The 22,885-nt window shown below is 73.3% G+C and carries 23 protein-coding genes; 17 read left to right on the top strand and 6 right to left on the bottom strand.

Going from position 1 to position 22,885, the window contains the following annotated elements; genetic code table 11:
• The first annotated feature begins 3 nt into the window (after positions 1–3).
• The 3 genes from ABZ861_RS23650 to ABZ861_RS23640 all read left to right on the top strand — a co-directional run bounded on the left by ABZ861_RS23650 (position 4) and on the right by ABZ861_RS23640 (position 2,546).
• Positions 4–600 carry a DUF5998 family protein gene (locus ABZ861_RS23650; RefSeq protein ID WP_361633280.1) on the top strand — a complete coding sequence of 199 codons (597 nt, stop codon included), beginning with the start codon at positions 4–6 and terminating at the stop codon, positions 598–600.
• Positions 600–1,790, top strand: a complete 1,191-nt coding sequence (locus ABZ861_RS23645) for a nucleotide pyrophosphatase/phosphodiesterase family protein (protein WP_361633277.1) — start codon at positions 600–602, stop codon at positions 1,788–1,790. The genes ABZ861_RS23650 and ABZ861_RS23645 overlap by 1 nt, the downstream gene beginning before the upstream one ends.
• 105 nt (positions 1,791–1,895) lie before the next feature.
• Positions 1,896–2,546 carry a thymidine kinase gene (locus ABZ861_RS23640; RefSeq protein ID WP_361633274.1) on the top strand — a complete coding sequence of 217 codons (651 nt, stop codon included), beginning with the start codon at positions 1,896–1,898 and terminating at the stop codon, positions 2,544–2,546.
• A 147-nt stretch (positions 2,547–2,693) separates the two neighbouring features.
• Here the strand turns inward: ABZ861_RS23640 and ABZ861_RS23635 are convergent, their stop codons facing one another.
• A complete protein-coding gene (locus ABZ861_RS23635; protein WP_361633271.1) occupies positions 2,694–2,915 on the bottom strand; it encodes a hypothetical protein in 222 nt (73 codons plus the stop codon).
• A gap of 223 nt (positions 2,916–3,138) precedes the next feature.
• On the opposite strand from ABZ861_RS23635, the gene ABZ861_RS23630 reads away from it, so the two are divergent.
• Positions 3,139–3,990 carry a sulfurtransferase gene (locus tag ABZ861_RS23630; RefSeq protein ID WP_361633268.1) on the top strand — a complete coding sequence of 284 codons (852 nt, stop codon included), beginning with the start codon at positions 3,139–3,141 and terminating at the stop codon, positions 3,988–3,990.
• A 267-nt stretch (positions 3,991–4,257) separates the two neighbouring features.
• On the opposite strand, the gene sepH is transcribed toward ABZ861_RS23630, so the two are convergent.
• From sepH to ABZ861_RS23615, 3 genes are all read right to left on the bottom strand, one after another.
• Positions 4,258–5,277 (bottom strand): septation protein SepH, encoded by a 1,020-nt coding sequence (sepH, locus tag ABZ861_RS23625; RefSeq protein ID WP_361633266.1) that lies wholly within the window; start codon positions 5,275–5,277, stop codon positions 4,258–4,260.
• A gap of 642 nt (positions 5,278–5,919) precedes the next feature.
• Positions 5,920–7,239, bottom strand: a complete 1,320-nt coding sequence (locus ABZ861_RS23620; protein WP_361633263.1) for a D-arabinono-1,4-lactone oxidase — start codon at positions 7,237–7,239, stop codon at positions 5,920–5,922.
• The gene (locus ABZ861_RS23615; RefSeq protein WP_361633260.1) at positions 7,199–8,437 is read right to left on the bottom strand and encodes an MFS transporter; all 1,239 of its coding nucleotides are present in this window, start codon (positions 8,435–8,437) and stop codon (positions 7,199–7,201) included. The genes ABZ861_RS23620 and ABZ861_RS23615 overlap by 41 nt, the downstream gene beginning before the upstream one ends.
• A 126-nt stretch (positions 8,438–8,563) precedes the next feature.
• Here ABZ861_RS23615 and ABZ861_RS23610 point away from each other — a divergent pair, with 126 nt between their 5' ends.
• On the top strand, positions 8,564–9,691 hold the full coding sequence (locus tag ABZ861_RS23610) for a ferrochelatase (RefSeq protein WP_361633257.1): 1,128 nt from the start codon (positions 8,564–8,566) through the stop codon (positions 9,689–9,691).
• A gap of 8 nt (positions 9,692–9,699) precedes the next feature.
• Positions 9,700–10,515, top strand: a complete 816-nt coding sequence (locus ABZ861_RS23605; protein ID WP_361633254.1) for an inositol monophosphatase family protein — start codon at positions 9,700–9,702, stop codon at positions 10,513–10,515.
• 215 nt (positions 10,516–10,730) lie between these two features.
• Here ABZ861_RS23605 and ABZ861_RS23600 read toward each other — a convergent pair whose 3' ends face one another.
• Entirely contained in the window at positions 10,731–10,904 is a 174-nt protein-coding gene (locus ABZ861_RS23600; protein ID WP_361633251.1) for a hypothetical protein, read from the bottom strand.
• A 464-nt stretch (positions 10,905–11,368) separates the two neighbouring features.
• On the opposite strand from ABZ861_RS23600, the gene ABZ861_RS23595 reads away from it, so the two are divergent.
• From ABZ861_RS23595 to ABZ861_RS23580, 4 genes are all read left to right on the top strand, one after another.
• Positions 11,369–12,022, top strand: a complete 654-nt coding sequence (locus ABZ861_RS23595) for a response regulator transcription factor (protein ID WP_361633248.1) — start codon at positions 11,369–11,371, stop codon at positions 12,020–12,022.
• 6 nt (positions 12,023–12,028) lie between these two features.
• Entirely contained in the window at positions 12,029–13,261 is a 1,233-nt protein-coding gene (locus ABZ861_RS23590) for a HAMP domain-containing sensor histidine kinase (protein ID WP_361633245.1), read from the top strand.
• A 394-nt stretch (positions 13,262–13,655) separates the two neighbouring features.
• Positions 13,656–13,952 (top strand): DUF4193 domain-containing protein, encoded by a 297-nt coding sequence (locus ABZ861_RS23585; RefSeq protein WP_005481602.1) that lies wholly within the window; start codon positions 13,656–13,658, stop codon positions 13,950–13,952.
• Positions 13,953–13,965: 13 nt separating this feature from the next.
• Positions 13,966–14,922 carry a hypothetical protein gene (locus ABZ861_RS23580; protein ID WP_361633242.1) on the top strand — a complete coding sequence of 319 codons (957 nt, stop codon included), beginning with the start codon at positions 13,966–13,968 and terminating at the stop codon, positions 14,920–14,922.
• Positions 14,923–15,316: 394 nt separating this feature from the next.
• Here the strand turns inward: ABZ861_RS23580 and ABZ861_RS23575 are convergent, their stop codons facing one another.
• Complete coding sequence (locus ABZ861_RS23575) at positions 15,317–15,790, bottom strand: DUF3093 domain-containing protein (protein ID WP_361633239.1); 474 nt, start codon at positions 15,788–15,790, stop codon at positions 15,317–15,319.
• Between the two features lie 57 nt (positions 15,791–15,847).
• Here ABZ861_RS23575 and ABZ861_RS23570 point away from each other — a divergent pair, with 57 nt between their 5' ends.
• The 7 genes from ABZ861_RS23570 (at position 15,848) to ABZ861_RS23540 (ending at position 22,691) form a co-directional block, all read left to right on the top strand.
• A complete protein-coding gene (locus ABZ861_RS23570; RefSeq protein ID WP_361633236.1) occupies positions 15,848–16,432 on the top strand; it encodes a PaaI family thioesterase in 585 nt (194 codons plus the stop codon).
• A gap of 14 nt (positions 16,433–16,446) precedes the next feature.
• Positions 16,447–17,016, top strand: coding sequence for a dUTP diphosphatase (dut, locus tag ABZ861_RS23565; protein WP_361633553.1), 570 nt, complete (start codon positions 16,447–16,449; stop codon positions 17,014–17,016).
• Between the two features lies 1 nt (position 17,017).
• On the top strand, positions 17,018–17,794 hold the full coding sequence (locus ABZ861_RS23560) for a DUF3710 domain-containing protein (RefSeq protein WP_361633233.1): 777 nt from the start codon (positions 17,018–17,020) through the stop codon (positions 17,792–17,794).
• 304 nt (positions 17,795–18,098) lie between these two features.
• Positions 18,099–20,729: a sensor histidine kinase KdpD gene (locus tag ABZ861_RS23555; RefSeq protein ID WP_361633230.1), complete on the top strand. Its 2,631-nt coding sequence runs from the start codon at positions 18,099–18,101 to the stop codon at positions 20,727–20,729.
• Positions 20,726–21,412, top strand: coding sequence for a response regulator (locus ABZ861_RS23550; protein ID WP_361633227.1), 687 nt, complete (start codon positions 20,726–20,728; stop codon positions 21,410–21,412). The genes ABZ861_RS23555 and ABZ861_RS23550 overlap by 4 nt, the downstream gene beginning before the upstream one ends.
• 43 nt (positions 21,413–21,455) lie before the next feature.
• The gene (locus tag ABZ861_RS23545; protein ID WP_361633224.1) at positions 21,456–21,854 is read left to right on the top strand and encodes an OB-fold nucleic acid binding domain-containing protein; all 399 of its coding nucleotides are present in this window, start codon (positions 21,456–21,458) and stop codon (positions 21,852–21,854) included.
• A 3-nt stretch (positions 21,855–21,857) separates the two neighbouring features.
• The gene (locus ABZ861_RS23540; protein ID WP_361633221.1) at positions 21,858–22,691 is read left to right on the top strand and encodes a DUF3159 domain-containing protein; all 834 of its coding nucleotides are present in this window, start codon (positions 21,858–21,860) and stop codon (positions 22,689–22,691) included.
• Positions 22,692–22,885: the final 194 nt, after the last annotated feature.

Here is a 22,885-nt window from a genome sequence, read left to right as displayed (position 1 = left end):
AGGATGGGCGGCATGGCCAAGACCAGTACGACGACCCAGGGGCTGCGGGCGGCGATCGAGCGCAGCGGCTACTACCCGGCTCTCGTGGCCGAGGCGGTGGAGGCCGCCGTGGGCGGCGAGCCCATCCGGTCGTACCTGGTCCACCAGGAGACCACCTTCGACCAGAACGAGGTCCGCCGGCACGTCACGGTGCTCGTCCTCACCGGCAACCGCTTCATCGTCAGCCACACCGACGAGCAGTCCGCCGACACCACCTCCCCGACGCCGTACGCCACGACCTCCACCGAGTCGGTGAAGCTCAGCCGGATCTCGTCCGTCGTGGTCAGCCGGGTCGTGGCCAACCCGGAGCAGTACGCGCCGGGCACGCTGCCCCGCGAGGTGGTGCTGACCATCGGCTGGGGCGCCGTCTCCCGCATCGACCTGGAGCCCGCCGCCTGCGGCGACCCCAACTGCGAGGCGGACCACGGCTACACCGGCAACTCCACGGCGGACGACCTCAGCCTGCGCGTCAGCGAGACCGGCGACGGCCCGGACACGGTCCGCCAGACCCTCGCCTTCGCCCAGGCCGTCTCCGAGGCCACAGCGGACCTGACCCGCTGATGACACAGTCCACCGCCTGGGACCACCCCGAGCCCCTGGCCGTCGGGTCCGCGCCCGTCCCCGCCTACGGATCCGGCTCCCTCGCCGACCTGCTGCCCACGATCGCCGCGGGCATGGGCGTGCCCGGGACGACGGCCGCCATCGCCGAGCTGACCCCTGCCGACCGCGCCTGCGTGTTCCTGGTCGACGGCCTGGGCTGGCAGCAGGTGCGGGAGCACCCGGAGTACGCGCCCTTCCTCACGTCCCTGCTGGACAGCTCGCGCGGCGGCACCGGGCGCCCGATCACCGCCGGCTACCCCGCCACCACCGCGACCTCCCTCGCCTCCGTCGGCACCGGCCTGCCCCCCGGCGCCCACGGCCTGCCCGGCTACACGGTGCGCGATCCCCGCACCGGCGACCTGATGAACCAGCTCCGCTGGCAGCCGTACACCGACCCGCACGCCTGGCAGCCGTACCCCACGATCTTCCAGCTCGCCCAGCGCGCGGGGGTGCACGCCGCCCAGGTGTCCTCCCCGACCTTCGCGAACACCCCGCTGACCAAGGTCGCGCTCAGCGGCGGAACGTTCCTGGGGCGGCTGAGCGGCGAGGAGCGCATGGATGTCGCCGCCGACCAGCTCGCCGCAGGCGACCGCGCCCTCGTCTACACCTACTACTCCGAGCTGGACGGCGCGGGCCACCGCTACGGCGTCGACTCCGACACCTGGCGCGGCCAGCTCATGCACGTCGACCGGCTGGTCCAGCGGCTGGCCGAGCGACTGCCGCAGCGCAGCGTCCTGTACGTCACCGCCGACCACGGCATGATCGACGTCCCCTTCGACGAGCGGCACCGGATCGACTTCGACGAGGACTGGGAGCTGCGCGCGGGCGTCGCCCTGCTCGGCGGCGAGGGCCGCGCCCGGCACGTCTACGCGGTGCCGGGCGCCGCGGACGACGTGCTGACCTGCTGGCGGGAGGTGCTGGGCGAGCAGTTCTGGGTCGCCTCGCGGGACGAGGCGATCGACGCCGGCTGGTTCGGGCCGCGGATCGACGACCGCGTGTACGCGCGCATCGGCGACGTGGTCGCCGCCGCCCGCGACGACGTGCTGCTCATCGCCTCGGAGCGGGAGCCCAAGGAATCCCTGATGGTCGGCAACCACGGATCCATGACCCCTGCCGAACAGCTCGTCCCCCTGCTCGAAGTACGCTCCTAGGACCGCCGCACGCCCACCGCCGCGCCCCCACCCCCCGGGCTCGCCGCGTTCCCCGTCCCCTTTCCGGCCCCTCCCCGCCGCGCACCGAAAGGCGTCCGACCCCTCATGCCCGAGCTGGTGTTCTTCTCCGGAACGATGGACTGCGGGAAGTCGACGCTGGCTCTCCAGATCGAGCACAACCGCTCCGCGCGCGGTCTGGTGGGCATGATCTTCACCCGGGACGACCGGGCGGGGGAGGGGAAGCTGTCCTCGCGGCTGGGTCTGGTGACGGACGCCGTCGAGGCGATGTCCGGGATGGATCTCTACGCCTATGTGGTGGGCCGGATGTCGCAAGGCGACAGGGTCGACTACCTGATTGTGGACGAGGCGCAGTTCCTGGCGTCGGAGCAGATCGACCAGATGGCGCGGATCGTGGACGACCTGGATCTCGACGTCTTCGCCTTCGGCATCACGACCGATTTCCGGACCAAACTCTTCCCGGGCTCCCAGCGGCTGATCGAGCTGGCGGACCGGATCGAGGCGCTCCAGGTGGAGGCGCTGTGCTGGTGCGGGGCGCGTGCCACGCACAACGCCCGCACGCTGGGCGGCGAGATGGTGGTGGAAGGCGAACAGGTCGTCGTCGGCGATGTGAACCCCCCTGCCGCGGAGGTCGCCTACGAAGTGCTCTGCCGACGCCACCACCGCCGCCGTGTCACGAGCGCCGCCGCGCGTGCCAGCGCGCTCTCGCCGGACGTCCTGCCGGTCGATTCGGCCTGACCTTCCCGCCCCGCGCACGGTACGTCGCCCGGACCTGCCGTGCCTGGTCCTGACGGGACCAGGCGCCGTTCCGGCCGCCCCGGGCTGAGTTGCGGGGTGTGGGGTCCCTGACTCAGTCAGCGGCGGGCAGGGCGCTCGCCCGCTCGCTCACCGCTCCGTGTGGTAGCTGTCCCCCATGGTGGGCGCGATGTTGTGCTGGGCGAACGCGTTGAAGGACCTCCGGTCGCGGTCCGCCGCTCGGCGCCGCGCCTCCTCGATCAGCAGCCCGTCCGCGTTCTCCGTCGGCCCACTGCCGCGCCGCAGCAGGACCCACAGGAGCGTGACCACGGCACCCACCAGGAGTCCGAAGAACACAACGATCGTCACCATGGCGAGCCCCCCCCGTCGACACTCCTGCGTTAACGGTTCCGTTCGTTTCTCAGCCTGTCCGCCGGGGTTCGCCGGAAAACGTCCTGCACGTCGATCAGACGGACGCCATCAGGCCGACCGCACGGTGGTGTTCGGTCCCGCACGCCTCGGGGTGGGACCTGCCCGGCCACAGCACTAGCCCGGCCTGGGCGCCGCGGCCACCCTGTGCGCGAGGATGGCGACCATGAACGCTGTCCTCTCCGCATCCGATCTCGCCGCCGACCTCGCGGGGTCTCGCCCGCCGGTGCTGCTCGACGTCCGCTGGCAGCTCAGCACGGCCCGCGCGGGCGGCCGACCGCCCTTCGACGGACGGGCCGCGTACGAGGCCGGGCACATCCCGGGCGCCGTCTTCGTCGACCTGGACCGCGAACTGGCCTCGTCGCCGGGCGGGAACGGCCGTCATCCGCTGCCGTCGATCGAGGACTTCGGGGCCGCCATGCGCCGCGCGGGTGTCGGTGCCTCCCGGCCGGTCGTCGTATACGACGGCGGACAGGGCTGGGCGGCGGCCCGCGCCTGGTGGCTGCTGCGCTGGACCGGGCACCCGGACGTGCGGGTCCTGGACGGCGGGCTGGCGGCCTGGGACGGGCCGCTGGAGACCGACGTGCCCGCGCCGGCCGAGGGCGACTTCTCACCGGCGTCGGGCGCCGTGCCGCTGCTCGACGCCGACGGCGCCGCGCGGCTGGCGCGCTCGGGCGTGCTGCTGGACGCGCGCGCGGGGGAGCGGTACCGCGGTGAGACGGAGCCCATCGACCCGGTGGGCGGCCACATCCCGGGAGCGGTGTCCGCGCCGACGACGGAGAACACCGCTCCGGACGGGCGGTTCCTGCCCCCGGCCGAACTCCGGGCGCGGTTCGCGGCGCTGGGCGCGGACGGCGGCGGCGAGGTGGGCGTCTACTGCGGGTCGGGCGTCTCCGCGGCGCACGAGGTACTGGCACTGGCCGTGGCGGGCGTCCCGGCCGCTTTGTACGTCGGCTCGTGGTCGGAGTGGTCCTCCGACCCGTCCCGGCCGGTGGCGGTGGGCCCGGACCCGCAGTAGTCCGCCGGGCCCGTTCCCCGCGGTGGCGGCCCGTGGCCGGTGGGCCCGGCTCCCCGGTAGTCCGCCGCCGTGTCCGTCTTCTCCGCCCGGTCCGTGGTGGAGGGTCCCGACCCGGCTGGGTCCGCCTGCCCGCCGGACTTCGTAACCGGGCGGGCGCGGCGACCGGTGGCGGGAGGGGCCGGGGACGGGCCGCCGGACGACGGCCAGGCGCCGCATGTCTAAGGGCCGCTGCCGATACGGGAGCGGCCCTTCGCCGTAGGACGCCGTCTACTCCTGCTTCTTGCGCCGCGTGCCGAACACGATCTCGTCCCAGCTCGGGACGGCGGCGCGGCGGCCGGGGCGGACGCCGTCCGCCTCGGCCTGGCGGTCGGTCGCGCCGACGAGCCGGTCCCGGTGACTCTGCACGGCGCGCGGCATCAGCACGTCGGCGTAGGCGGACCCGGCCCCGACGGAGGCGGCCGGCGGCTCCTCCGCCGCGGTCTCCTCGTCGGGCTCGTCCGCGGGCTCCTGGACGCGATCGGGCACCACCAAGTCGCCGCGGAAGCTCGGCACCGCTTCCAACAGGCTGGTCAGCGAGTCCCGTTCGCTCACGCTCTCCTCGGCGGGTTCGAGCGCAGGGGCCGGCAGCGCCGGACGCTCGCGGTCGAAGGGGCGGTCGCGCGGCAGCCGTGCGATGCGCGGCACGAAGGGGAAGCTGGGCTCCGGCGTCCCGAGGTCCTCGGTCTCGCCGATCAGCGCGCGCGCCTCGTCGTCGACGGCCTGCACCAGGCGCCGCGGCGGGTCGTACGTCCAGCTCGCCGAGTGCGGTTCGCCCGCGACCAGGTAGACCAGCAGGACTTCCCAGGTGCCGTCGTCGCGGCGCCAGGAGTCCCACTGCGCGGTGTCCTTGTCCGCGCCGCGCAGGAGCAGCCGTTCCTGGACTGCCTCGCCGAGCAGCGGGCCGGAGTTCTCGCCGGGGCGGCGCACCGGGGTCTTGCGGGCGCGCTCGGCCATGAAGGCGCGTTCGGCGAGCACGGGGCCCTCGAAGCGGCGCACCCGGTCCACCGGGATGCCGGCGAGCTGGGCGACCTCTTCCGCGGTCGCACCGGCTCTAATGCGCGCCTGGATGTCGCGGGGGCGGAGGTGGCTCTCCACCTCGATCTCGATCTGGCCGAGGCGGGGACGGTCGCCGCGCACGGCGGCGCGGAGCCGTTCGTCGATCGGAAGCGTGTACTCCGTGCTGTCCGCAGCCTTCAGCACCAGCCGTGTGCCGTCATTGGAGACGGCCACGACACGCAGTTCGGGCATGGGGACCTCCCGGGTGGTGCCTGCCGACGTCACGTGCGTCGCTGCTTCCGCTAGTCGAGTGTGGCCTGCCCGGGTGCAGCCTGCCACAACCTTGCCGAGTTGCCCGGCGTGTCGGGCAAAGGACCTGGCTCGCCGTTATGGCACGGTTACCTTTTCTCCACGCTCAGTGACCGAAATCATCACCCTGCGCGACCCTCCCCCTCCCGGCGGTCCAGCAGGACCCCGGACGTCCTGGCGGGAGAGCGAGCCCAGGATGCGCAACAGTACTCCATTCGGGCCATGTGCGGAGATAGGCGCGCCACTCGACTTCTTGCGACGACAGGGGCTCAGTTACCCCCGATCCCTCGTCTCGATCATGGACGTGGCGCACTTCACGGAATCGCCAGAAACGGACCTAGTAGTTCCGCTTTTACGTCCTTTTCTCATGCAACAGGCCGATCTGATAGGGAGAATCGGCCCTGTGTGGGAAAGCAAGGAAAAAACCAAATATGCCTGAAAGGCCCGAGAACCGCGGCATGCGCGGTGCGGAGCAGGACGGCGGCCAGGGCGACGGGAGCGCGGGCGGCGACACCGGCGCGGGCGGCCTCGGCGGCGTGCCCGGGACGGGCCCCAGCGGCACGCCGTCCCCGTCCGGCGGGCCCGCTACGACCCCAGGACCCTCCGCAAGTAGTCGTTCTGGAACCGGCGTTCCGGATCCAGCCGGTCCCGCAGCGCGGTGAACTCGCCGAAGCACGGATAGGCCGCGGCCAGGTACTCGGCGTCTCTGGTGTGGATCTTGCCCCAGTGCGGGCGGCCCTCGTGCGCGGTGAAGATGCGCTCGGCGGCGGTGAAGTAGCGCTGGTAGGGGGTGCCGCGGAACATGTGCACCGCGATGTAGGCGCTGTCGCGGCCCGAGGCGGTGGACAGCGTCACGTCGTCGGCGGGCGCGGTGCGCACCTCCACCGGGAAGCTCACGCGCAGTCCGGAGCGGTCCACCATCGCCTTCAGCTCGCGCAGGGCGCCGGTCAGGGCGGCACGCGGGACGGCGTACTCCATCTCCACGAAGCGCACCCGGCGCGGCGACGTGAAGACCTTGTAGGGGATGTCCGTGTACGTCCGCGCGGACAGCGCGCGGCTGGAGATCCGGGCGATCGACGGCACCGTCGCGGGCGCCGCGCGGCCGACCCAGTTGGCCACCTGGAAGACGCCGTTGGACAGCAGTTCGTCCTCGAACCACCCGGCCAGTCGCCCCACCGGCGCCTCGGGTCCGGCGCTGCGGTTGTTCCGCTTGGTCGTGGTGCCGCCGGTGTGCGGGAACCAGTAGAACTCGAAGTGCTCGTTCTCCGCCCATAGTTGGTCGAACTCGGCGAGCACCCTCTCCAGGGGCATCGGCTCCTCGCGCGCGGTGAGCAGGAAGACCGGCTCCACCGCGAAGGTGATCGCCGTGACGACGCCCAGCGCGCCGAGGCCGATCCGGGCGGCCGCGAAGACGTCCGGGTGCTCCCGCGCGGAGCAGGTGAGCACCGAGCCGTCCGCCGTGACCAGCTCCAGGCCCATGATCTGGGCGGCGATCGAGGCCGTGTCGCGGCCGGTGCCGTGGGTGCCGGTGCTGGTCGCGCCGGCCACGGTCTGCTCCATGATGTCGCCCATGTTGGCGAGGGACAGGCCCTCGCGCGCCAAGGCCATGTTGAGCCGCTTGAGCGGAGTGCCCGCCTCCACCGTGACCGTCATGGACGCCCGGTCAAGGGAGCGTATGCCGGTCAACAGATGAGGGCGGATCAACACACCGTCGGTGGCCGCGACGGAGGTGAAGGAGTGGCCGCTGCCGACGGCCTTCACCCGCAGGCCGTCCTCGGCGGCCTGGCGCACCGCGGCGGCCAGTTCCTCGACCGAGGCGGGCGCGACCTCCCGCGCGGGGCGGGCGGCGACGGTGCCTCCCCAGTTACGCCACGTGCCGTTCCGCGCGCTCGCTGTCCTGCTCAAGGGAGCCTCCCCGACCCTGCGCCGGCCTGCTGAGCCGGCGGTACCCGAGGAAACCGACCGCCACCGCGACCGCCCCGGCCACCGCCGGGACCCCGTACCCGGCGCGTGCGCCGGCCGCGTCGATCACCCAGCCGGCCGCCGACGACCCGAGCGCCACCCCGACCGCGAGGCCGGTGCTCACCCAGGTCATGCCCTCCGTCAGGTGCGCGCGTGGTACGTGCTCTTCGACGAGGGCCATCGTCGTGATCATCGTGGGAGCGACGGTCAGACCCGCTACGAACAGCGCCACGGCCAGAAACGGCAGGTTCCCGACCAGTAGGAGGGGGATCATACTCACGGCCATCGCACAGACGCCCAGCAGCCAGCGGCGGGCGGGCGCTGCGGAGGGCGGCAGCAGCCCGAACAGCAGGCCGGCCGTGCAGGAGCCCGCCGCGTACAGCGCCAGCACGACGCTCGCGGCGCCCTTGTGCCCCCGCTCGTCGGCGAAGGCCACGGTGACCACGTCGACCGCCCCGAAGATCGCCCCGGTCGCCACGAAGGCGCCCGCCAGCGCCCGCAGCCCGGCCGAGCGGAGCGCGGAACCGCCCGCCTGCTGCGCGCGCGGGTGCGGCGCCGGCTCGGTGGCGCGCTGCGCGGTCAGCCAGAAGACGCCCACGGCGAGGAAGCAGGCGGCCAGCAGCGGGCCCGCCTCCGGGAACCAGGCCGTCGACAGCCCGATGGAGGCGATCGGCCCGACGACGAAGCACACCTCGTCCACCACCGACTCGAACGAGTAGGCGAGGTGCAGCAGCGGCGTCCCGCGGTACAGGGCGGCCCAGCGGGCGCGGACCATGGCGCCGAGACTGGGCACCGAGCCGACTCCGGCGGCGCACGCGAACAGCGCCCAGTCCGGCCCCCGCAGATGCGCTACCAGCAGCAGCCCCGCCGCCGAGGCCAGCGCCACCAGCGTCGCCGGCCGCAGCACCCGGGCCTGCCCGTGCCGGTCGACCAGCCGCGAGATCTGCGGCCCCAGCGCGGCGGCGGCCAGCGCGATCGTGGCCGACAGCGCGCCCGCCAGCCCGTAGCGGCCGGTGAGCTGGGAGATCATCGTCACCACGCCGACGCCCGTCATCGACTGCGGCATCCGGCCGACGAACCCCGCGGCGGAGAAGCCCCTGGAGCCGGGGGCGGCGAACAGGGCGCGATAGGGGCTGGGCACAGGGTCTCCGAGGGACGGTAAGGCGCGTGGGCAGCCGATACGGCTTACGACTTAGGCGACCCTAACGCACCCCGGTCCGCGTGGGTCGGGATCCCGGCTGTCAGAGCCGGGTGGCAGGATCGAGGCATGTCAGACGCGCTCGACGCCACCCCGTACGACGCCTTGCTCCTGCTCTCGTTCGGCGGCCCGGAGGGGCCGGACGACGTGGTCCCGTTCCTGGAGAACGTGACCCGCGGGCGGGGCATCCCCAAGGAACGCCTCAAGGAGGTCGGGCAGCACTACTTCCTGTTCGGCGGCATCAGCCCGATCAACGAGCAGAACCGCGCCCTGCTGGACGCGCTCCGCAAGGACTTCGCCGAGCACGGCCTGAAGCTGCCGGTGTACTGGGGCAACCGCAACTGGGCGCCGTACCTCACCGACACCCTGCGCGACATGGTCCGCGACGGCCGCCGCCGCGTCCTGGTCCTGGCCACCAGCGCCTACGCCTCCTACTCCGGCTGCCGCCAGTACCGCGAGAACCTCGCCGACGCGCTGGCCGCGCTCCGCGAGGAGGGCCTGGAGCTGCCGGAGGTCGACAAGCTGCGGCACTACTTCAACCACCCCGGCTTCCTCGAACCCATGATCGGCAGCGTCGTCGCCTCCCTCGCGGACCTTCCCGAGGAGGTCCGCGACGGCGCGCACCTCGCCTTCACCACCCACTCGATCCCGACCGCGGCCGCCGACGCCTCCGGCCCGGTCGAGGCGCACGGCGACGGCGGGGCGTACGTCCGCCAGCACCTGGAGGCGGCCCGGCTGGTCGCGGACGCGGTCCGCGAGCGCACCGGCGTGGACCGCCCCTGGCAGCTCGTCTACCAGTCGCGTTCCGGCACCCCGCACATCCCGTGGCTGGAGCCCGACGTCTGCGACCACCTGGAGGAGCGGCACGCGGCCGGAGTCCCGGCCGTCGTCATGGCGCCCATCGGCTTCGTCTCCGACCACATGGAGGTCCTCTACGACCTCGACACGGAGGCCGCCGCCAAGGCCGCGGAGCTGGGCCTGCCCGTGCGCCGCGCGGCCACCGTCGGCGACGACCCCCGCTTCGCCGCGGCCGTCCGCGACCTGGTCCTGGAGCGCGCCGCCGCGCGCCGCGGGCAGCCGGTCGCGCCCTGCGCCCTCGGCGGCCTCGGCGCGAGCCACGACGTCTGCCCGGTGGGCTGCTGCCCTGCCCGCACCCCGCGTCCCGCCGCCGCGGGCGCCGACAGCCCCTACGCGTGAGGACCGCCGTGACCGACGCCCTGCACACTGAACTGCTCCAGCTCGCCCTCCATGCCGCCGCGCGCGCCGGAGAGCTGCTGCGGGACGGCCGCCCCGCCGACCTGACGGTGGCCGCCACCAAGTCGAGCCCGGTCGACGTCGTCACCGAGATGGACGTCAAGGCCGAGAAGCTAATCACCGGCCTGATCGCCGACCGCCGTCCCGACGACGGCTTCCTGGGCGAGGAGGGCGCCTCGACGCCGGGCGCCACCGGCATCCGCTGGGTGATCGACCCGCTCGACGGCACGGTGAACTACCTCTACGGGCTGCCCACCTGGGCGGTCTCCATCGCCGCCGAGCTGGACGGCGAGACCCTCGTCGGCGTGGTCAGCGTCCCGATGCGCGGCGAGACGTTCCACGCCACGCGCGGGCGGGGCGCCTGGGCGACGGGGGCCTGGGCAGGCGAGCGCAGGCTGTCCTGCCGTCCCGCGCCGCCCCTGGACCAGGCCCTGGTCTCCACCGGCTTCAACTACGTCGCCGACGTCCGCGCCCACCAGGCCGACGTCGCCCGCCGGGTGATCCCGCTGGTGCGCGACATCCGGCGCGGCGGCTCGGCCGCGATCGACCTGTGCGACGTGGCGGTGGGCCGCCTCGACGCCTTCTACGAGCGCGGCCTGAACCCGTGGGACTACGCGGCCGGCGACCTGATCGCCCGCGAGGCGGGCGCCCGCACCGGCGGACGCCCCGGTCAGCCCGTCTCCCGCGACCTGGCCGTCGCCGCGTCCCCGGGCGTCTTCGAGCCCCTTCAGAACCTCCTGGAGGACTTCGGCGCCTGGCACGACTAGTGCTCTGGCCGGAAAGGCTCACCCGGTGCTGTGGCCGGAAAGGCTCAGCGGTTCGCCTTTCCGGCCACAGCACCGGGCAGCGCCGCAGGGCCCCGCCGGAACGCGGCGGGGCCCCGCGCACGCGCACGCACGGGACCCCGGCGCTGGACTCGCCGGGGTCCCGTGCGTGCGCCCGCTGGTCCGCGGGCGTGTGCTGTCGTCGGTCCGCGAGCCGGTCAGGCGGCGGACATGCCCACCTCCACGCCGTGCTCGGCGGCGAGGCGGCGCAGGTCGTCGAGTTCGCCCAGCTCCACCTGGACGGCGAAGTCGTCGCCCTCGTCGCGAGCCCGCGTGAGGTCGGTCTCGGTCGCCTTTATGCGCTGAAGAAGTCCTGCGGTGAATGCGTCCATGCTGCGCCCCCTCGTCCTGGGTCGTGGGTCGGTGGCACGGGGTGTGCCGTTCGAAAGGGGAGATCACGTCTGCGTCAGGTGCCCAGCGCTGCCCGGCTGGGCGGCGACGGCGCCGGACACCCACGCCCACTCTGCACGAAAGCGGATTGCGGGGTACCGCATGGTGGTGTGGTACATGCGGAGCGTGATCGCGGGATGTACAGCGGTCCTCCCCTCGCTCAGATTCGCGGAAACCTATTCGCGGGAAAAGGTTCTGCTCGCCCGTCCGGCCGCGGCGCCCGCGTCCCGGTCCGGGCCGCCGGCGCCGCTGCTCGCCGGCCGTCCTCCCGAGCGGCCGCCCCTTCGGCTTACAGCCGACTTACGGCCGAAAAGGGCAGGATGGAGGCACACACTCACGAAGGACCCCCGCCTTCGCGCGCGCCCGAGCGGCCCTCGCGCGGGCGCGCGTAGGAAGGACAAGCGACGTGCGCGTACTCGTCGTCGAGGACGAGCAACTGCTCGCCGATGCGGTGGCCACCGGACTGCGCCGGGAGGCCATGGCCGTCGACGTCGTGTACGACGGCGCGGCCGCCCTGGAGCGCATCGGCGTCAACGACTACGACGTGGTGGTCCTCGACCGCGACCTCCCGCTCGTGCACGGCGACGATGTCTGCCGCAGGATCGTCGAGCTGGGCATGCCCACGCGCGTGCTGATGCTCACCGCCTCCGGCGACGTCAGCGACCGCGTGGCGGGCCTGGAGATCGGCGCCGACGACTACCTGCCCAAGCCCTTCGCGTTCAGCGAGCTGACCGCCCGCGTGCGGGCCCTGGGACGGCGTACCAGCGTGCCGCTCCCGCCCGTCCTGGAGCGCGCCGGGATCAAGCTGGACCCCAACCGCCGCGAGGTCTTCCGCGACGGCGCGGAGGTCCAGCTCGCGCCCAAGGAGTTCGCCGTCCTGGAAGTGCTGATGCGCAGCGAGGGCGCGGTCGTCTCCGCCGAGCAGCTCCTGGAGAAGGCCTGGGACGAGAACACGGACCCGTTCACCAACGTCGTGCGCGTCACCGTGATGACCCTGCGCCGCAAGCTGGGCGAGCCCCCGGTGATCGTCACCGTGCCCGGCTCGGGCTACCGGATCTGATCCGCCGTGGCCGCGTCGCCCGCGCCGCCCCAGGCGCCACCGAAGCCCACCTGGGACCCCCGGAGGCCGGAGCCGACCTTCCCCTGGCTGCGCCCCACCATCCGGATACGGCTCACCCTCCTCTACGGCGGCATGTTCCTGATCGCCGGCATCCTGCTGCTGTCGATCATCTACCTGCTGGCCGCCCAGGCGCTGAACGCCGGCAGCGACCTGCCCTTCAAGATCGTCGAGGGCAAGGTCACCAGCACCATCTGCAACCTGCCCGCCCAGGCGTCGCCCAGCGAGTTCAACGACGCCATGAACGCGTGCGTGAACCAGCAGCGCCAGCACGCCCTGGACGACCTGCTGAGCCGCTCCCTGCTGGCCCTGCTGGGGCTCGCCGTCATCGCCTTCGCCTTCGGCTACGCCATGGCCGGCCGGGTGCTGTCCCCGCTCGGCCGGATCACCCGCACCGCCCGCGCCGTGGCCGGCTCGGACCTGTCCCGGCGGATCGAGCTGGACGGCCCGGACGACGAGCTGAAGGAGCTGGCGGACACCTTCGACGAGATGCTGGAGCGGCTCCAGCGCGCCTTCACCGCCCAGCAGCGCTTCGTCGGCAACGCCTCGCACGAGCTGCGCACCCCGCTGGCGATCAACCGCACGCTGCTGGAGGTGCAGCTCTCGGATCCGGAGGCGCCCGCGGAGCTCCAGCAGCTCGGCAAGACGCTGCTGGCCACCAACGAGCGCAGCGAGCAGCTCGTCGAGGGCCTGCTGCTGCTGGCCCGCAGCGACAACCAGATCGTCGAGCGCAAGCCGGTCGACCTCGCCGAGGTGGCCGCCCAGGCCGTCGACCAGACGCACGGCGAGGCCGAGGCCAAGGGCGTCGAGATCCGCGCCGCCTGCGAGCCCGCCGTCGTGCAGGGCAACGGCGTGCTGCTGGAGCGCATCGCCCTGAACCTGGTGCAGAACGCCGTGCGCTACAACGTCCCGGCGGACGGCTGGGTGGAGGTCGCCACAGACGTGCAGCACGGGCAGGCGGTGCTGGTCGTCGCCAACACCGGCCCGGTGGTCCCGGCGTACGAGATCGACAATCTCTTCGAGCCGTTCCGGCGGCTGCGCACCGAGCGGACGGGCAGCGACAAGGGCGTCGGCCTGGGGCTGTCCATCGCGCGCTCGGTCGCACGGGCGCACGGCGGGCACATCGCGGCCGAGCCGCGCGAGGGCGGAGGACTGGTGATGCGGGTCACTCTGCCGCTCTGAGACCATGGGCCGGGACCACGGAAATGTTCGCTGTACGCGGAATTTTCGAGGACTCAACCCGGTTCATCCATGTGTGATCGATCACATAGGCGGATTTCCGGCCATCTACTCTCCGTGATCATGAAGAGGACGGAAAAGCCGGGAAAATCCGGGTTTTCAGGGGTCGTGATCACGGGAAGTACACGGTGAGACCGCTTTGAAGTGCGCCGATCGAACCGTGTACGGTCCCCTTCGCCATCCAAGCCGATCACTCTCCACGAGTTCGGTTGGGTGTCGATTGAGTAACAGACCTTGATGTGAGGCAAAATCTCCGCCTCGAGGCGGGCACAAGTCCGGCCTCCCACGCGTTACGTGCGCTGGAGACACCGCAGACACCCAAGAGGGGGAGAGCGACATGGCCACTGATTACGACACCCCACGCAAGACCGACGACGACGTCGACTCGGACAGCCTGGAAGAACTGAAGGCCCGGCGGAACGACAAGTCGACCTCCGCAGTGGACGTCGACGAGTTCGAGGCCGCGGAGGGTCTCGAGCTGCCCGGCGCCGACCTCTCCAACGAGGAGCTGGCCGTCCGGGTGCTGCCCAAGCAGCAGGACGAGTTCACCTGCATGAGCTGCTTCCTGGTCCATCACCGCAGTCAGTTGGCCCGCGAGAAGAACGGCCAGCCGATCTGCCGCGACTGCGACTGAGGCGGGGTCGGCCGTGACTGGCTCGACCCCTCCCTGGAAGCGCCGCTTTCCCCGCTGGGGAGCGGACTCGGGGCCGCAGGACGGCCCCCACGGCGCGCTTGACCACGAGCGAGGCCCCTCCCGTCCGTCCGACCGGACCGATGCTCCGGCGTCGGCGGGACCGGCCCCGCTCGATCAGGTGTCAGGGCGCGACCCGGCCGCGTCCGCGGACGGGACCGCGCCCGTCGCCCGGCGACGGGCCGCGGAGATCGGCGGCAGGGCCGCGCGGGCCGCCACACGCGGCGCACGCAAGAGCGGCGGCCGTGCTCGGTCGGCGCTGGGACACCTCGCCGACCGGATCATCGACCTCACCCCGCGCATCCCGGTGCGTGACCTGGCCACGCTCCGCCGGCAGTTCCCGGGCCTGGACCCCGAACAGCTCGCGGACCGCCTGGTGGCGGGAGCGGCCAACGGCACGGCCACGGTGGGCGCCGGAGTCGGCGCGGCCGCGATGCTGCCGGTGCCGCCCGCGATGCCGACCGAACTGGCCGCGGAGATCACCGGCGTGGCGGCCGTCGAGCTGAAGCTGATCGCCGAACTCCACGAGGTCTACGGAGTGCGCCCGCCGGGCCCCCTGAAGGCGCGCAGCATCGCGTACCTGTCCTCCTGGTCGGGGGAGCGCGGAATCGACCCGACGAAGCCGTCGACGATCGACACGGCCCTCGGCGGCCAGTTCAAACGCCAACTGCGCCAGCAGATCATGAAGCGCATGGTGCGCGACCTGCCGAACCTGATGCCGTTCCTGGTGGGCGCGGCCGTCGGCGCCGCCATCAACCGGCGCGACACCCGAAGGCTCGCCGCCCGCGTCCGCGCGGACCTGCGCAAGATCCAGGTCCCCTGGGACGCCCTGCCCGCGCTGCCGCCGCTGGACACCCCCGCGAACCCCCTGCCGATCGAAGGCGCGAGCGAAGACGAGCACGGCGGCCGCTGACACCGACTGGCCCCGGCTGCCCCCCGGACTCGCCTGGGCCGGGCGACGGCGTCCACGAACCCGTCGACACTGTGGGCGAGGGCGACGCGCACCGGCCCCGGTTGCCCCGGGCGAAGAGCGGGCGGTCCCGCTGAGGCAGTCGGCGCTGAGCACGGGCCCGTTTGGGCGGGCGGAGCTGAGCGCGGACCCGCGTGGGCGGGCGGCGCTGAGCAAGGACCCGCTTGTGCGGCTGGCGCTGAGCACGGGCCCGCATGGGCCGGGCGACGGCGCGCACAGACCCCGTTTGGGTGGCCGACGACCCCGTTCGAGCGGCCGACGACGCGCCCGGACCCCGCTGACGCAGCCGCGCGGCTGAGCCGACGGCGCTCGCGCCGGGTCCGCCGCCCCCCGGCCGCTACGCCGCTTCCGCCTCCGCCGCCCGCGCCGCCCGCAGGGCCTGCGCCAGCCGCTCCGGCTCCCGCGTCGACAGGTACAGGTACGGCGTCGGGTCCTGCGGGTCGGTGACCTCCACGCGCAGCGCCGTCGGGATGTAGGCGCGCAGCAGCATGAAGGCCCGGGTGTCCGCCTTGTGGGTGCGCCAGGCGCGCGCTTCGTCGGCGTCCATGACCTCGGACTCGCCCAACGCGGTCACCGGCAGCTTCGCCTCGCCCGCGATCAGGGCGCCGCCCACCACGCGGATGCGGACCGCGCCGTACGAACTGGCCGCGACGGCGGCGACGGCGGCGCCGCCGACCAGCGCGCCGAGCATCGGCAGGACGCCGAACGGGTAGACGATCAGGGCGCACGAGACGCCGACCAGGAAGCTGATCAGCCACCACGAGCGGGGCGCGGTGAGGCGTTCTTCGTACGGCTGGGCGGTGTGCTGCATGCGGCTAGCTTGGCACGGAATCCGCGAGGCCCTTCGGCGCGGGTAAGGTCTGGGCCTGTGAGTGGTAGTCCCGCAGCCCTTGAGCCTCCCGCCGACGCCGTGCCGCCCGTACGGCATCCCGACGCGCCCGCGCCCGGCGAACTCCTCGGCGCCCACTACGCCGAGTGCTTCGGCTGCGGCGCCGGGCAGCCGCACGGGCTGCACCTCCAGGCCCGCGCGGGAGAGGGCGTCGCCGTCACCGCCGAGTTCACCGTGCGGCCCGCCCACCAGGGCGCGCCCGGCCTCGCCCACGGCGGCGTCCTCGCGACCGCGCTCGACGAGACCCTCGGCTCGCTGAACTGGCTGCTGCGCACCGTCTCCGTGACCGGGCGGCTGGAGACGGACTTCGTGCGTCCGGTGCCGGTCGGCACGACGCTCTGCCTGGAGGCCGAGGTCACCGCCGTGGCCGGACGGAAGATCTACTCCCGGGCCGCAGGCCGGGTCGGCGGACCCGACGGTCCGGTCGCCGTCCGCGCGCAGGCGCTGTTCATCGAGGTGAAGGTGGACCACTTCGTACAGCACGGCCGGGAGCAGGAGATCCAGGCCGCCATGAGCGACCCCGACCAGATTCGCCGCACCCGCGCCTTCGAGGTGAACCCGTGACCCTCGTGAGCCCTGTGAACCCCGTGAGCCCCGCCGGGCGCGCTCCCCTGAACGTGCTCCTCCGGCGCGTCGACCCCGACGTACCGCTTCCGGAGTACGCGCGGCCCGGTGACGCGGGCGCCGATCTGCGCACCACGGCCGCCTGCGAGCTGGCCCCCGGCGAGCGGGCCGTGCTGCCCACGGGCGTGTCTGTCGCGCTCCCCGAGGGGTACGCGGCGTTCGTGCACCCCCGTTCCGGTCTCGCCGCCCGCTGCGGTGTCGCCCTCGTGAATGCCCCAGGGACGGTCGATGCCGGGTACCGTGGGGAGATCAAGGTGATCGTGGTGAATCTCGACCCGCGCGAGTCCGTGCGGTTCGAGCGCTTCGACCGGATCGCCCAACTGGTCGTCCAGCAAGTCGAGAGGGTCCGCTTCCAGGAGGTGGCGGAGCTTCCCGGCTCGGCGCGGGCCGAGGGGGGCTTCGGGTCCACCGGCGGCCACGCCGCGGTGGACGGCGCGAGCGGCACAAGCGGTCGGGCCGCCGACGGCGGGCTGACGGGTGGGAATCGATACGCTTCGGTCGTATCCGACCGGGAAGGACAGTGACGTGTTCGGACGTCGCAACAAGAAGGGCGCCGCCGAGGACGCGGCCGGCGAGACCGAGCAGGTCGTCGACAGCGTCGACACCGAGGCGGACGAGGCAGACGAGAACGGGGCCGACCGGGAGCGGGCGCGCCTGGAGCCCGAACCGCGGCCCGACGGCCCCTGGGACGGCTCCGAGGTACGCGACCCGGGCGAGGGCCGCGTGGACCTGGGCGGCCTGTTCGTCCCGGGCGTGGACGGCATGGAGCTGCGGGTGGAGGTCGCGGGCGACGCGATTGTCGCGGCCACCGTGGTGCTCCAGGACAGCGCCGTGCAGTTGCAGGCGTTCGCCGCGCCCAAGCGCGAGGGCATCTGGGGCGAGGTGCGCGACGAGATCGCCAGCGGCATCACCCAGCAGGGCGGCATCGTCGACGAGGTCGAGGGGCCGCTGGGCTGGGAGCTGCGCGCCCAGGTCCCGGTGCAGCTCCCGGACGGCGCGGGCGGCTTCCAGGTCGTGCGCTTCATCGGCGTGGACGGCCCCCGCTGGTTCCTGCGCGGCGTGATCTCCGGCCAGGGCGCGGTGCAGCCGCAGGCCGCCGGGCTGCTGGAGCAGATCTTCCGCGACACCGTGGTGGTCCGCGGCGAGGGCCCGATGGCGCCCCGCGACCCCATCGTCCTGAAGCTGCCGAACGACGCACAGATGATGCCCGAGGGCGTCCAGCAGGACGACGAGGGCCACTCGCGCTTCTCCGGCGGCATGGGCCAGCTCCAGCGGGGCCCGGAGATCACCGAGGTCCGCTGAGCCGCAACCGGCGTAGCTGAGCCGCAACCGGCGTGATCGAGGAGGGCCGCACCCCGCGCGGGGTGCGGCCCTCCTCGCGTGCCACCGGACGTGTGCACGAATCGCCGCGGCGCCCCGCACCCGTTCCCGCGCTGAGCCGCCGCGGCGGCCGAGCGCACCCGCCCCGGCGCCTGCCCGTCGACCGCCCCGGCGTCAGGGTTGCGTCAAAGACGGCCGTCCGTCCCCCGCTCCGCCCGCTCTGCCCGAACCGCTGGCCGTAAGGTCGACGCTGCGTGCACAGCGGTGACAGGAAGACAATGGGGCCATGAGACGCGGCAAGCTTCGGATCTACCTCGGCGCGGCGCCTGGCGTGGGCAAGACCTACGCGATGCTCTCCGAAGCCCACCGCCGGGTGGAGCGGGGCGCGGACTGCGTCGTCGCCGTCGTGGAGCACCACGGCCGCCCGCGCACCGAGGTGATGCTGAGCGGCCTGGAGCAGGTGGAGCGCCGGCGGCTGGAGCACCGGGGGAGCGCGTTCACCGAGATGGACGTCGACGCGGTGCTGCGCCGCGCCCCGGCCGTCGCCCTGGTGGACGAACTCGCCCACACCAACGTCCCCGGCTCGCGCCACGCCAAGCGCTGGCAAGACGTCGAGGAACTGCTCGCCGCGGGCGTCGACGTCGTCTCCACCGTCAACATCCAGCACCTCGAATCACTCGGCGACGTCGTCGAGTCGATCACGGGAGTGCGTCAGCGGGAGACCGTCCCGGACGAGGTGGTGCGCCGCGCGGACCAGATCGAGCTGGTCGACATGTCGCCGGAGGCGCTGCGCCGCCGGATGGCGCACGGCAACGTCTACACCCCCGACAAGGTCGACGCGGCCCTGTCCAACTACTTCCGGCCCGGCAACCTCACCGCGCTGCGCGAACTCGCGCTGCTGTGGGTGGCCGACCGGGTCGACGAGTACCTCCAGCGCTACCGCAGCGAGCACCAGGTGTCGCGGATATGGGGGTCGCGCGAGCGGATCGTGGTCGGCCTGACCGGCGGCCCGGAGGGGCGTACCCTAATCCGCCGCGCCGCCCGCCTGGCCGAGAAGGGCGCCGGCGGCGAGGTGACGGCCGTCTACGTCGCCCGCAGCGACGGCCTCACCGCCGCCTCCCCGAAGGAACTGGCCCTCCAGCGCACCCTCGTGGAGGACCTGGGCGGCACCTTCCACCATGTCATCGGCGACGACGTGCCGGCGGCGCTGCTGGACTTCGCGCGCGGCGTCAACGCCACCCAGATCGTGCTGGGCTCCTCGCGCCGCAAGACCTGGCAGTACGTCTTCGGGCCCGGCGTCGGCGCCACCGTGGCCCGTGACTGCGGCCCCGACCTGGACGTGCACATCGTCACCCACGGCCAGGTCGCCAAGGGGCGCGGTCTCCCGGTCGCCCGGGGCGCCAGGCTCGGCCGGGTCCGCATCGTCTGGGGCTGGGCCATGGCCGTTCTCGGGCCGGCCGTCCTGACGCTGCTGCTGGACGCCGTGCACCTCGGCCTCGCCAACGACATGCTGCTGTTCCTCGGCCTGACGGTGGCGGCTGCCCTGCTGGGCGGACTGCTGCCGGCCCTCGCCTCGGCGGCTGTCGGAACGTTCCTGCTGAACTACTACTACTCGCCCCCGCTGCACCGGCTCACCATCGCCGACCCCAAGAACATCGTCGCCCTCGCCATCTTCGTCGGGGTGGCCGTCTCGGTGGCCTCGGTGGTCGACCTCGCGGCCCGCCGGACCCACCAGGCCGCCCGGCTGCGCGCCGAGGCGGAGATACTGTCCTTCCTCGCGGGCAGCGTGCTGCGCGGCGAGACCAGCCTGGAGGCGCTGCTGGAACGAGTCCGCGAGACCTTCGGGATGGAGTCCGTGGCGCTGCTGGAGCGGCACAGCGAGGTGGACCCGTGGACCTGCGCGGGCCGCGTGGGGACCGGCGCCCCGCTCGACCGCCCCGAGGACGCCGACGTGGACATGCCCGTCGGCGACCACATGGCGCTGGCGCTGACCGGACGCGTGCTGCCCGCCTCCGACCGCCGCGTGCTGGCCGCGTTCGCCGCGCAGGCCGCCGTCGTCCTGGACCGCCGGCGGCTCCAGGAGGAGGCCGACCGGGCCCGCACGCTGGCCGAGGGCAACCGCATCCGCACCGCGCTGCTGGCCGCCGTCAGCCACGACCTGCGCACGCCGCTGGCCGCGATCAAGGCGGCCGTCTCCTCGCTGCGCTCAGAGGACGTGGAGTGGTCCGAGGAGGACCGGGCCGAACTGCTCGAAGGCATCGAGGCGGGCGCCGACCGGCTCGACCACCTGGTCGGCAACCTGCTCGACATGTCCCGCCTCCAGACCGGCACCGTCACCCCGCTGATCCGCGAGATCGACCTGGACGAGGTGGTGCCGATGGCGCTCGGCGGGGTGCCCGAGGACAGCGTGGAGCTGGACATCCCCGAGACGCTGCCGATGGTCGCCGTGGACGCCGGGCTGCTGGAGCGGGCGATGGCCAACATCGTGGAGAACGCCGTGAAGTACAGCCCGCCCGACGCGCCGGTCCTGGTCTCCGCCAGCGCCATCGCCGACCGCGTCGAGGTCCGCGTCGTCGACCCCGGCCCCGGCGTGCCGGACGAGGCCAAGGAGCGCATCTTCGAGCCGTTCCAGCGGCACGGGGACGCCCCGCGCGGATCGGGGGTCGGCCTGGGCCTGGCGGTGGCGCGCGGCTTCGCCGAGGCCATGCACGGCACCCTCGCCGCCGAGGACACGCCCGGCGGCGGCCTCACCATGGTCCTCAGCCTCCGCGCGGCCGGCGCCGACCCCGCGACCAGTGCGGCCCCCGCGGCCGGCGCCGACGCCGCGCACCGCCCCGGACGAGAGCACAGCTCCGGACGGGAGCAGAGCCCCGCACGGGAGCACAGCCCCGTACACCCCGAAAGGCAGGCTTCATGACCAGGGTGCTGGTGGTCGACGACGAGCCGCAGATCGTGCGCGCCCTCGTGATCAACCTCAAGGCGCGCAAATACGAGGTCGACGCCGCGCACGACGGCCGGACCGCCCTCGACCTGGCCGCCTCCCGGCACCCCGACGTGGTCGTGCTCGACCTCGGCCTGCCCGACCTGGACGGCGTCGAGGTGATCAGGGGCCTGCGCGGCTGGACCCGGGTGCCCATCCTGGTGCTGTCCGCCCGGCACTCCTCCGACGAGAAGGTCCAGGCGCTGGACGCGGGCGCCGACGACTACGTCACCAAGCCGTTCGGCATGGACGAGCTGCTGGCCCGGCTGCGCGCCGCGGTGCGCCGCGCCGAGCCGGTCGGCACGGGCGAGGGCGAGGTGACCACGGTGGAGACCGAGGCGTTCACCGTCGACCTGGCCGCGAAGAAGGTGAACCGGGGCGGCCGCGACGTACGGCTGACGCCCACCGAGTGGCACCTGCTGGAGGTGCTGGTGCGCAACACCGGCCGCCTGGTCAGCCAGAAGCAGCTCCTCCAGGAGGTGTGGGGGCCGTCGTACGGGACGGAGACCAACTACCTGCGCGTCTACATGGCCCAGCTCCGCAGGAAGCTGGAGGCCGACCCGTCGCACCCCGAGCACTTCGTCACCGAGCCCGGAATGGGCTACCGGTTCGAGGGGTGAGCGCGGTGACGGCGGTGTCGGCGCACCCCGGTAGGCTTCAGACATGAGTGCCGTTCCCCACTCCGAGAAGCCGACGGGCCGGTTCCGCCGCATGCTCGACCGGCTCTCCTCGTCGCAGGCGGACCTGGAGTCCGAGGAACTGCGCGAGGACACCGCGACGGCGGGCTGCACCCGGATCGGCGACTGCCACGACCGGCAGATCGTCACGGTTACTGGTACCTTGCGCACGGTCACCCTGCGTCCGCGGGCCGGCGTCCCGGCCCTGGAGGCGGAACTGTTCGACGGCTCGGCCGCTCTGGACGTGGTGTGGCTCGGCAGGCGCTCCATCGTGGGGATAGAACCGGGGCGCAAGCTGATCGCATCGGGCCGGATCTCCATGAGCCGGGGCCGCCGGGTGCTGTTCAACCCCAAGTACGAACTGCGACCCCTGGGACGGGAGTAGCCGGTGACGTCACTCGACAAGCCGACCGAAGAGACGGCCGCCGACGACGGGGGCAGGGCGGCGACGGAAGCCGCGCTGCTCGAGGCGTTCGGCGGCGTCCGGGGCATGGTCGAGACGGTGCTTCCCGGCCTGCTCTTCGTCACCATCTTCACGATCGACAAGGACCTGCACTGGTCGGCGATCGCCGCGCTGGCGGTGTCCCTGTCGCTGGTCGTGGTCCGGCTGGCGAAGCGGGGCCCGGTCAAGCACGCCTTCAGCGGCGTCTTCGGCGTCGCCTTCGGCGTGGTCTTCGCGATGATGACCGGCAACGCCAAGGACTTCTACCTGCCGGGCATGCTCTACACCCTCGGCCTGGGCGTGGCGTACATCGTCACCACGCTCGCCGGAGTGCCGCTCATCGGCCTGATCCTCGGCCCGGTCTTCAAGGAGAACCTCTCCTGGCGCACCCGTAACCCGGGCCGCAAGAAGGCGTACGCGAAGGCGAGCTGGGCCTGGGGCCTGATCCTGCTCGCCAAGTGCGCGATCCTCTTCCCGCTGTACTGGTGGGCGAACACCGCGCAGCTCGGCTGGGTCCTGATCGCCCTGAAGATCCCGCCGTTCCTGCTCGCCGTCTGGCTGACCTGGGTGTTCCTGGCGAAGGCGCCCGCCCCCATCGACGTGTTCGCGGAGATGGAAGCACAAGAGAAGACCGAGGAGGCCGAGAAGGAGCGCGGGGCGGCGGCCCTGACGGCCGAGCGCGGCGGCAGCGGCGACGGCGGCGCCGGCGGCAGCGGCCCCGGCAGCGCCGAGAGCGGCAGCGGCGAAGCGGGCGGCGGGCGGCACCGCCGCGGGGCGTAGCCGCGGAGCGCGTCCGCGCGGCGGCGGCCGGTCCGTCAGGTCGCTTCTTCCCTGTGACGGCGGCCGACGGCGACCAGCCGCCTTCACCGCGGCGGTAGAGAGGCGGGGCGCCCCGGAGATCTCCGGGGCGGCTGCCCCTCCTGATCGCCTTCGCCCCCGGCCTGAACGCGCTCGGCTGAACCACCGCCCCGGCC

The sequence above is a fragment of the Streptomyces sp. NPDC046985 genome (assembly GCF_040644415.1).
Lineage (GTDB): Bacteria > Actinomycetota > Actinomycetes > Streptomycetales > Streptomycetaceae > Streptomyces.
Note: the sequence above shows the minus strand (reverse complement) of the source record. Positions and strands in the feature narration are given on the sequence as shown.

Coding starts and splice junctions, on each gene's coding strand:
- ABZ861_RS23555 (WP_361633230.1), top strand. CDS start 18,099: ATGAGACGCGGCAAGCTTCGGATCTACCTCGGCGCGGCGCCTGGCGTG.
- ABZ861_RS23600 (WP_361633251.1), bottom strand. CDS start 10,904: ATGGACGCATTCACCGCAGGACTTCTTCAGCGCATAAAGGCGACCGAG.
- ABZ861_RS23585 (WP_005481602.1), top strand. CDS start 13,656: ATGGCCACTGATTACGACACCCCACGCAAGACCGACGACGACGTCGAC.
- ABZ861_RS23645 (WP_361633277.1), top strand. CDS start 600: ATGACACAGTCCACCGCCTGGGACCACCCCGAGCCCCTGGCCGTCGGG.
- ABZ861_RS23630 (WP_361633268.1), top strand. CDS start 3,139: ATGAACGCTGTCCTCTCCGCATCCGATCTCGCCGCCGACCTCGCGGGG.
- ABZ861_RS23635 (WP_361633271.1), bottom strand. CDS start 2,915: ATGGTGACGATCGTTGTGTTCTTCGGACTCCTGGTGGGTGCCGTGGTC.
- ABZ861_RS23545 (WP_361633224.1), top strand. CDS start 21,456: ATGAGTGCCGTTCCCCACTCCGAGAAGCCGACGGGCCGGTTCCGCCGC.
- ABZ861_RS23640 (WP_361633274.1), top strand. CDS start 1,896: ATGCCCGAGCTGGTGTTCTTCTCCGGAACGATGGACTGCGGGAAGTCG.
- ABZ861_RS23550 (WP_361633227.1), top strand. CDS start 20,726: ATGACCAGGGTGCTGGTGGTCGACGACGAGCCGCAGATCGTGCGCGCC.
- ABZ861_RS23610 (WP_361633257.1), top strand. CDS start 8,564: ATGTCAGACGCGCTCGACGCCACCCCGTACGACGCCTTGCTCCTGCTC.
- ABZ861_RS23575 (WP_361633239.1), bottom strand. CDS start 15,790: ATGCAGCACACCGCCCAGCCGTACGAAGAACGCCTCACCGCGCCCCGC.
- sepH (WP_361633266.1), bottom strand. CDS start 5,277: ATGCCCGAACTGCGTGTCGTGGCCGTCTCCAATGACGGCACACGGCTG.
- ABZ861_RS23650 (WP_361633280.1), top strand. CDS start 4: ATGGGCGGCATGGCCAAGACCAGTACGACGACCCAGGGGCTGCGGGCG.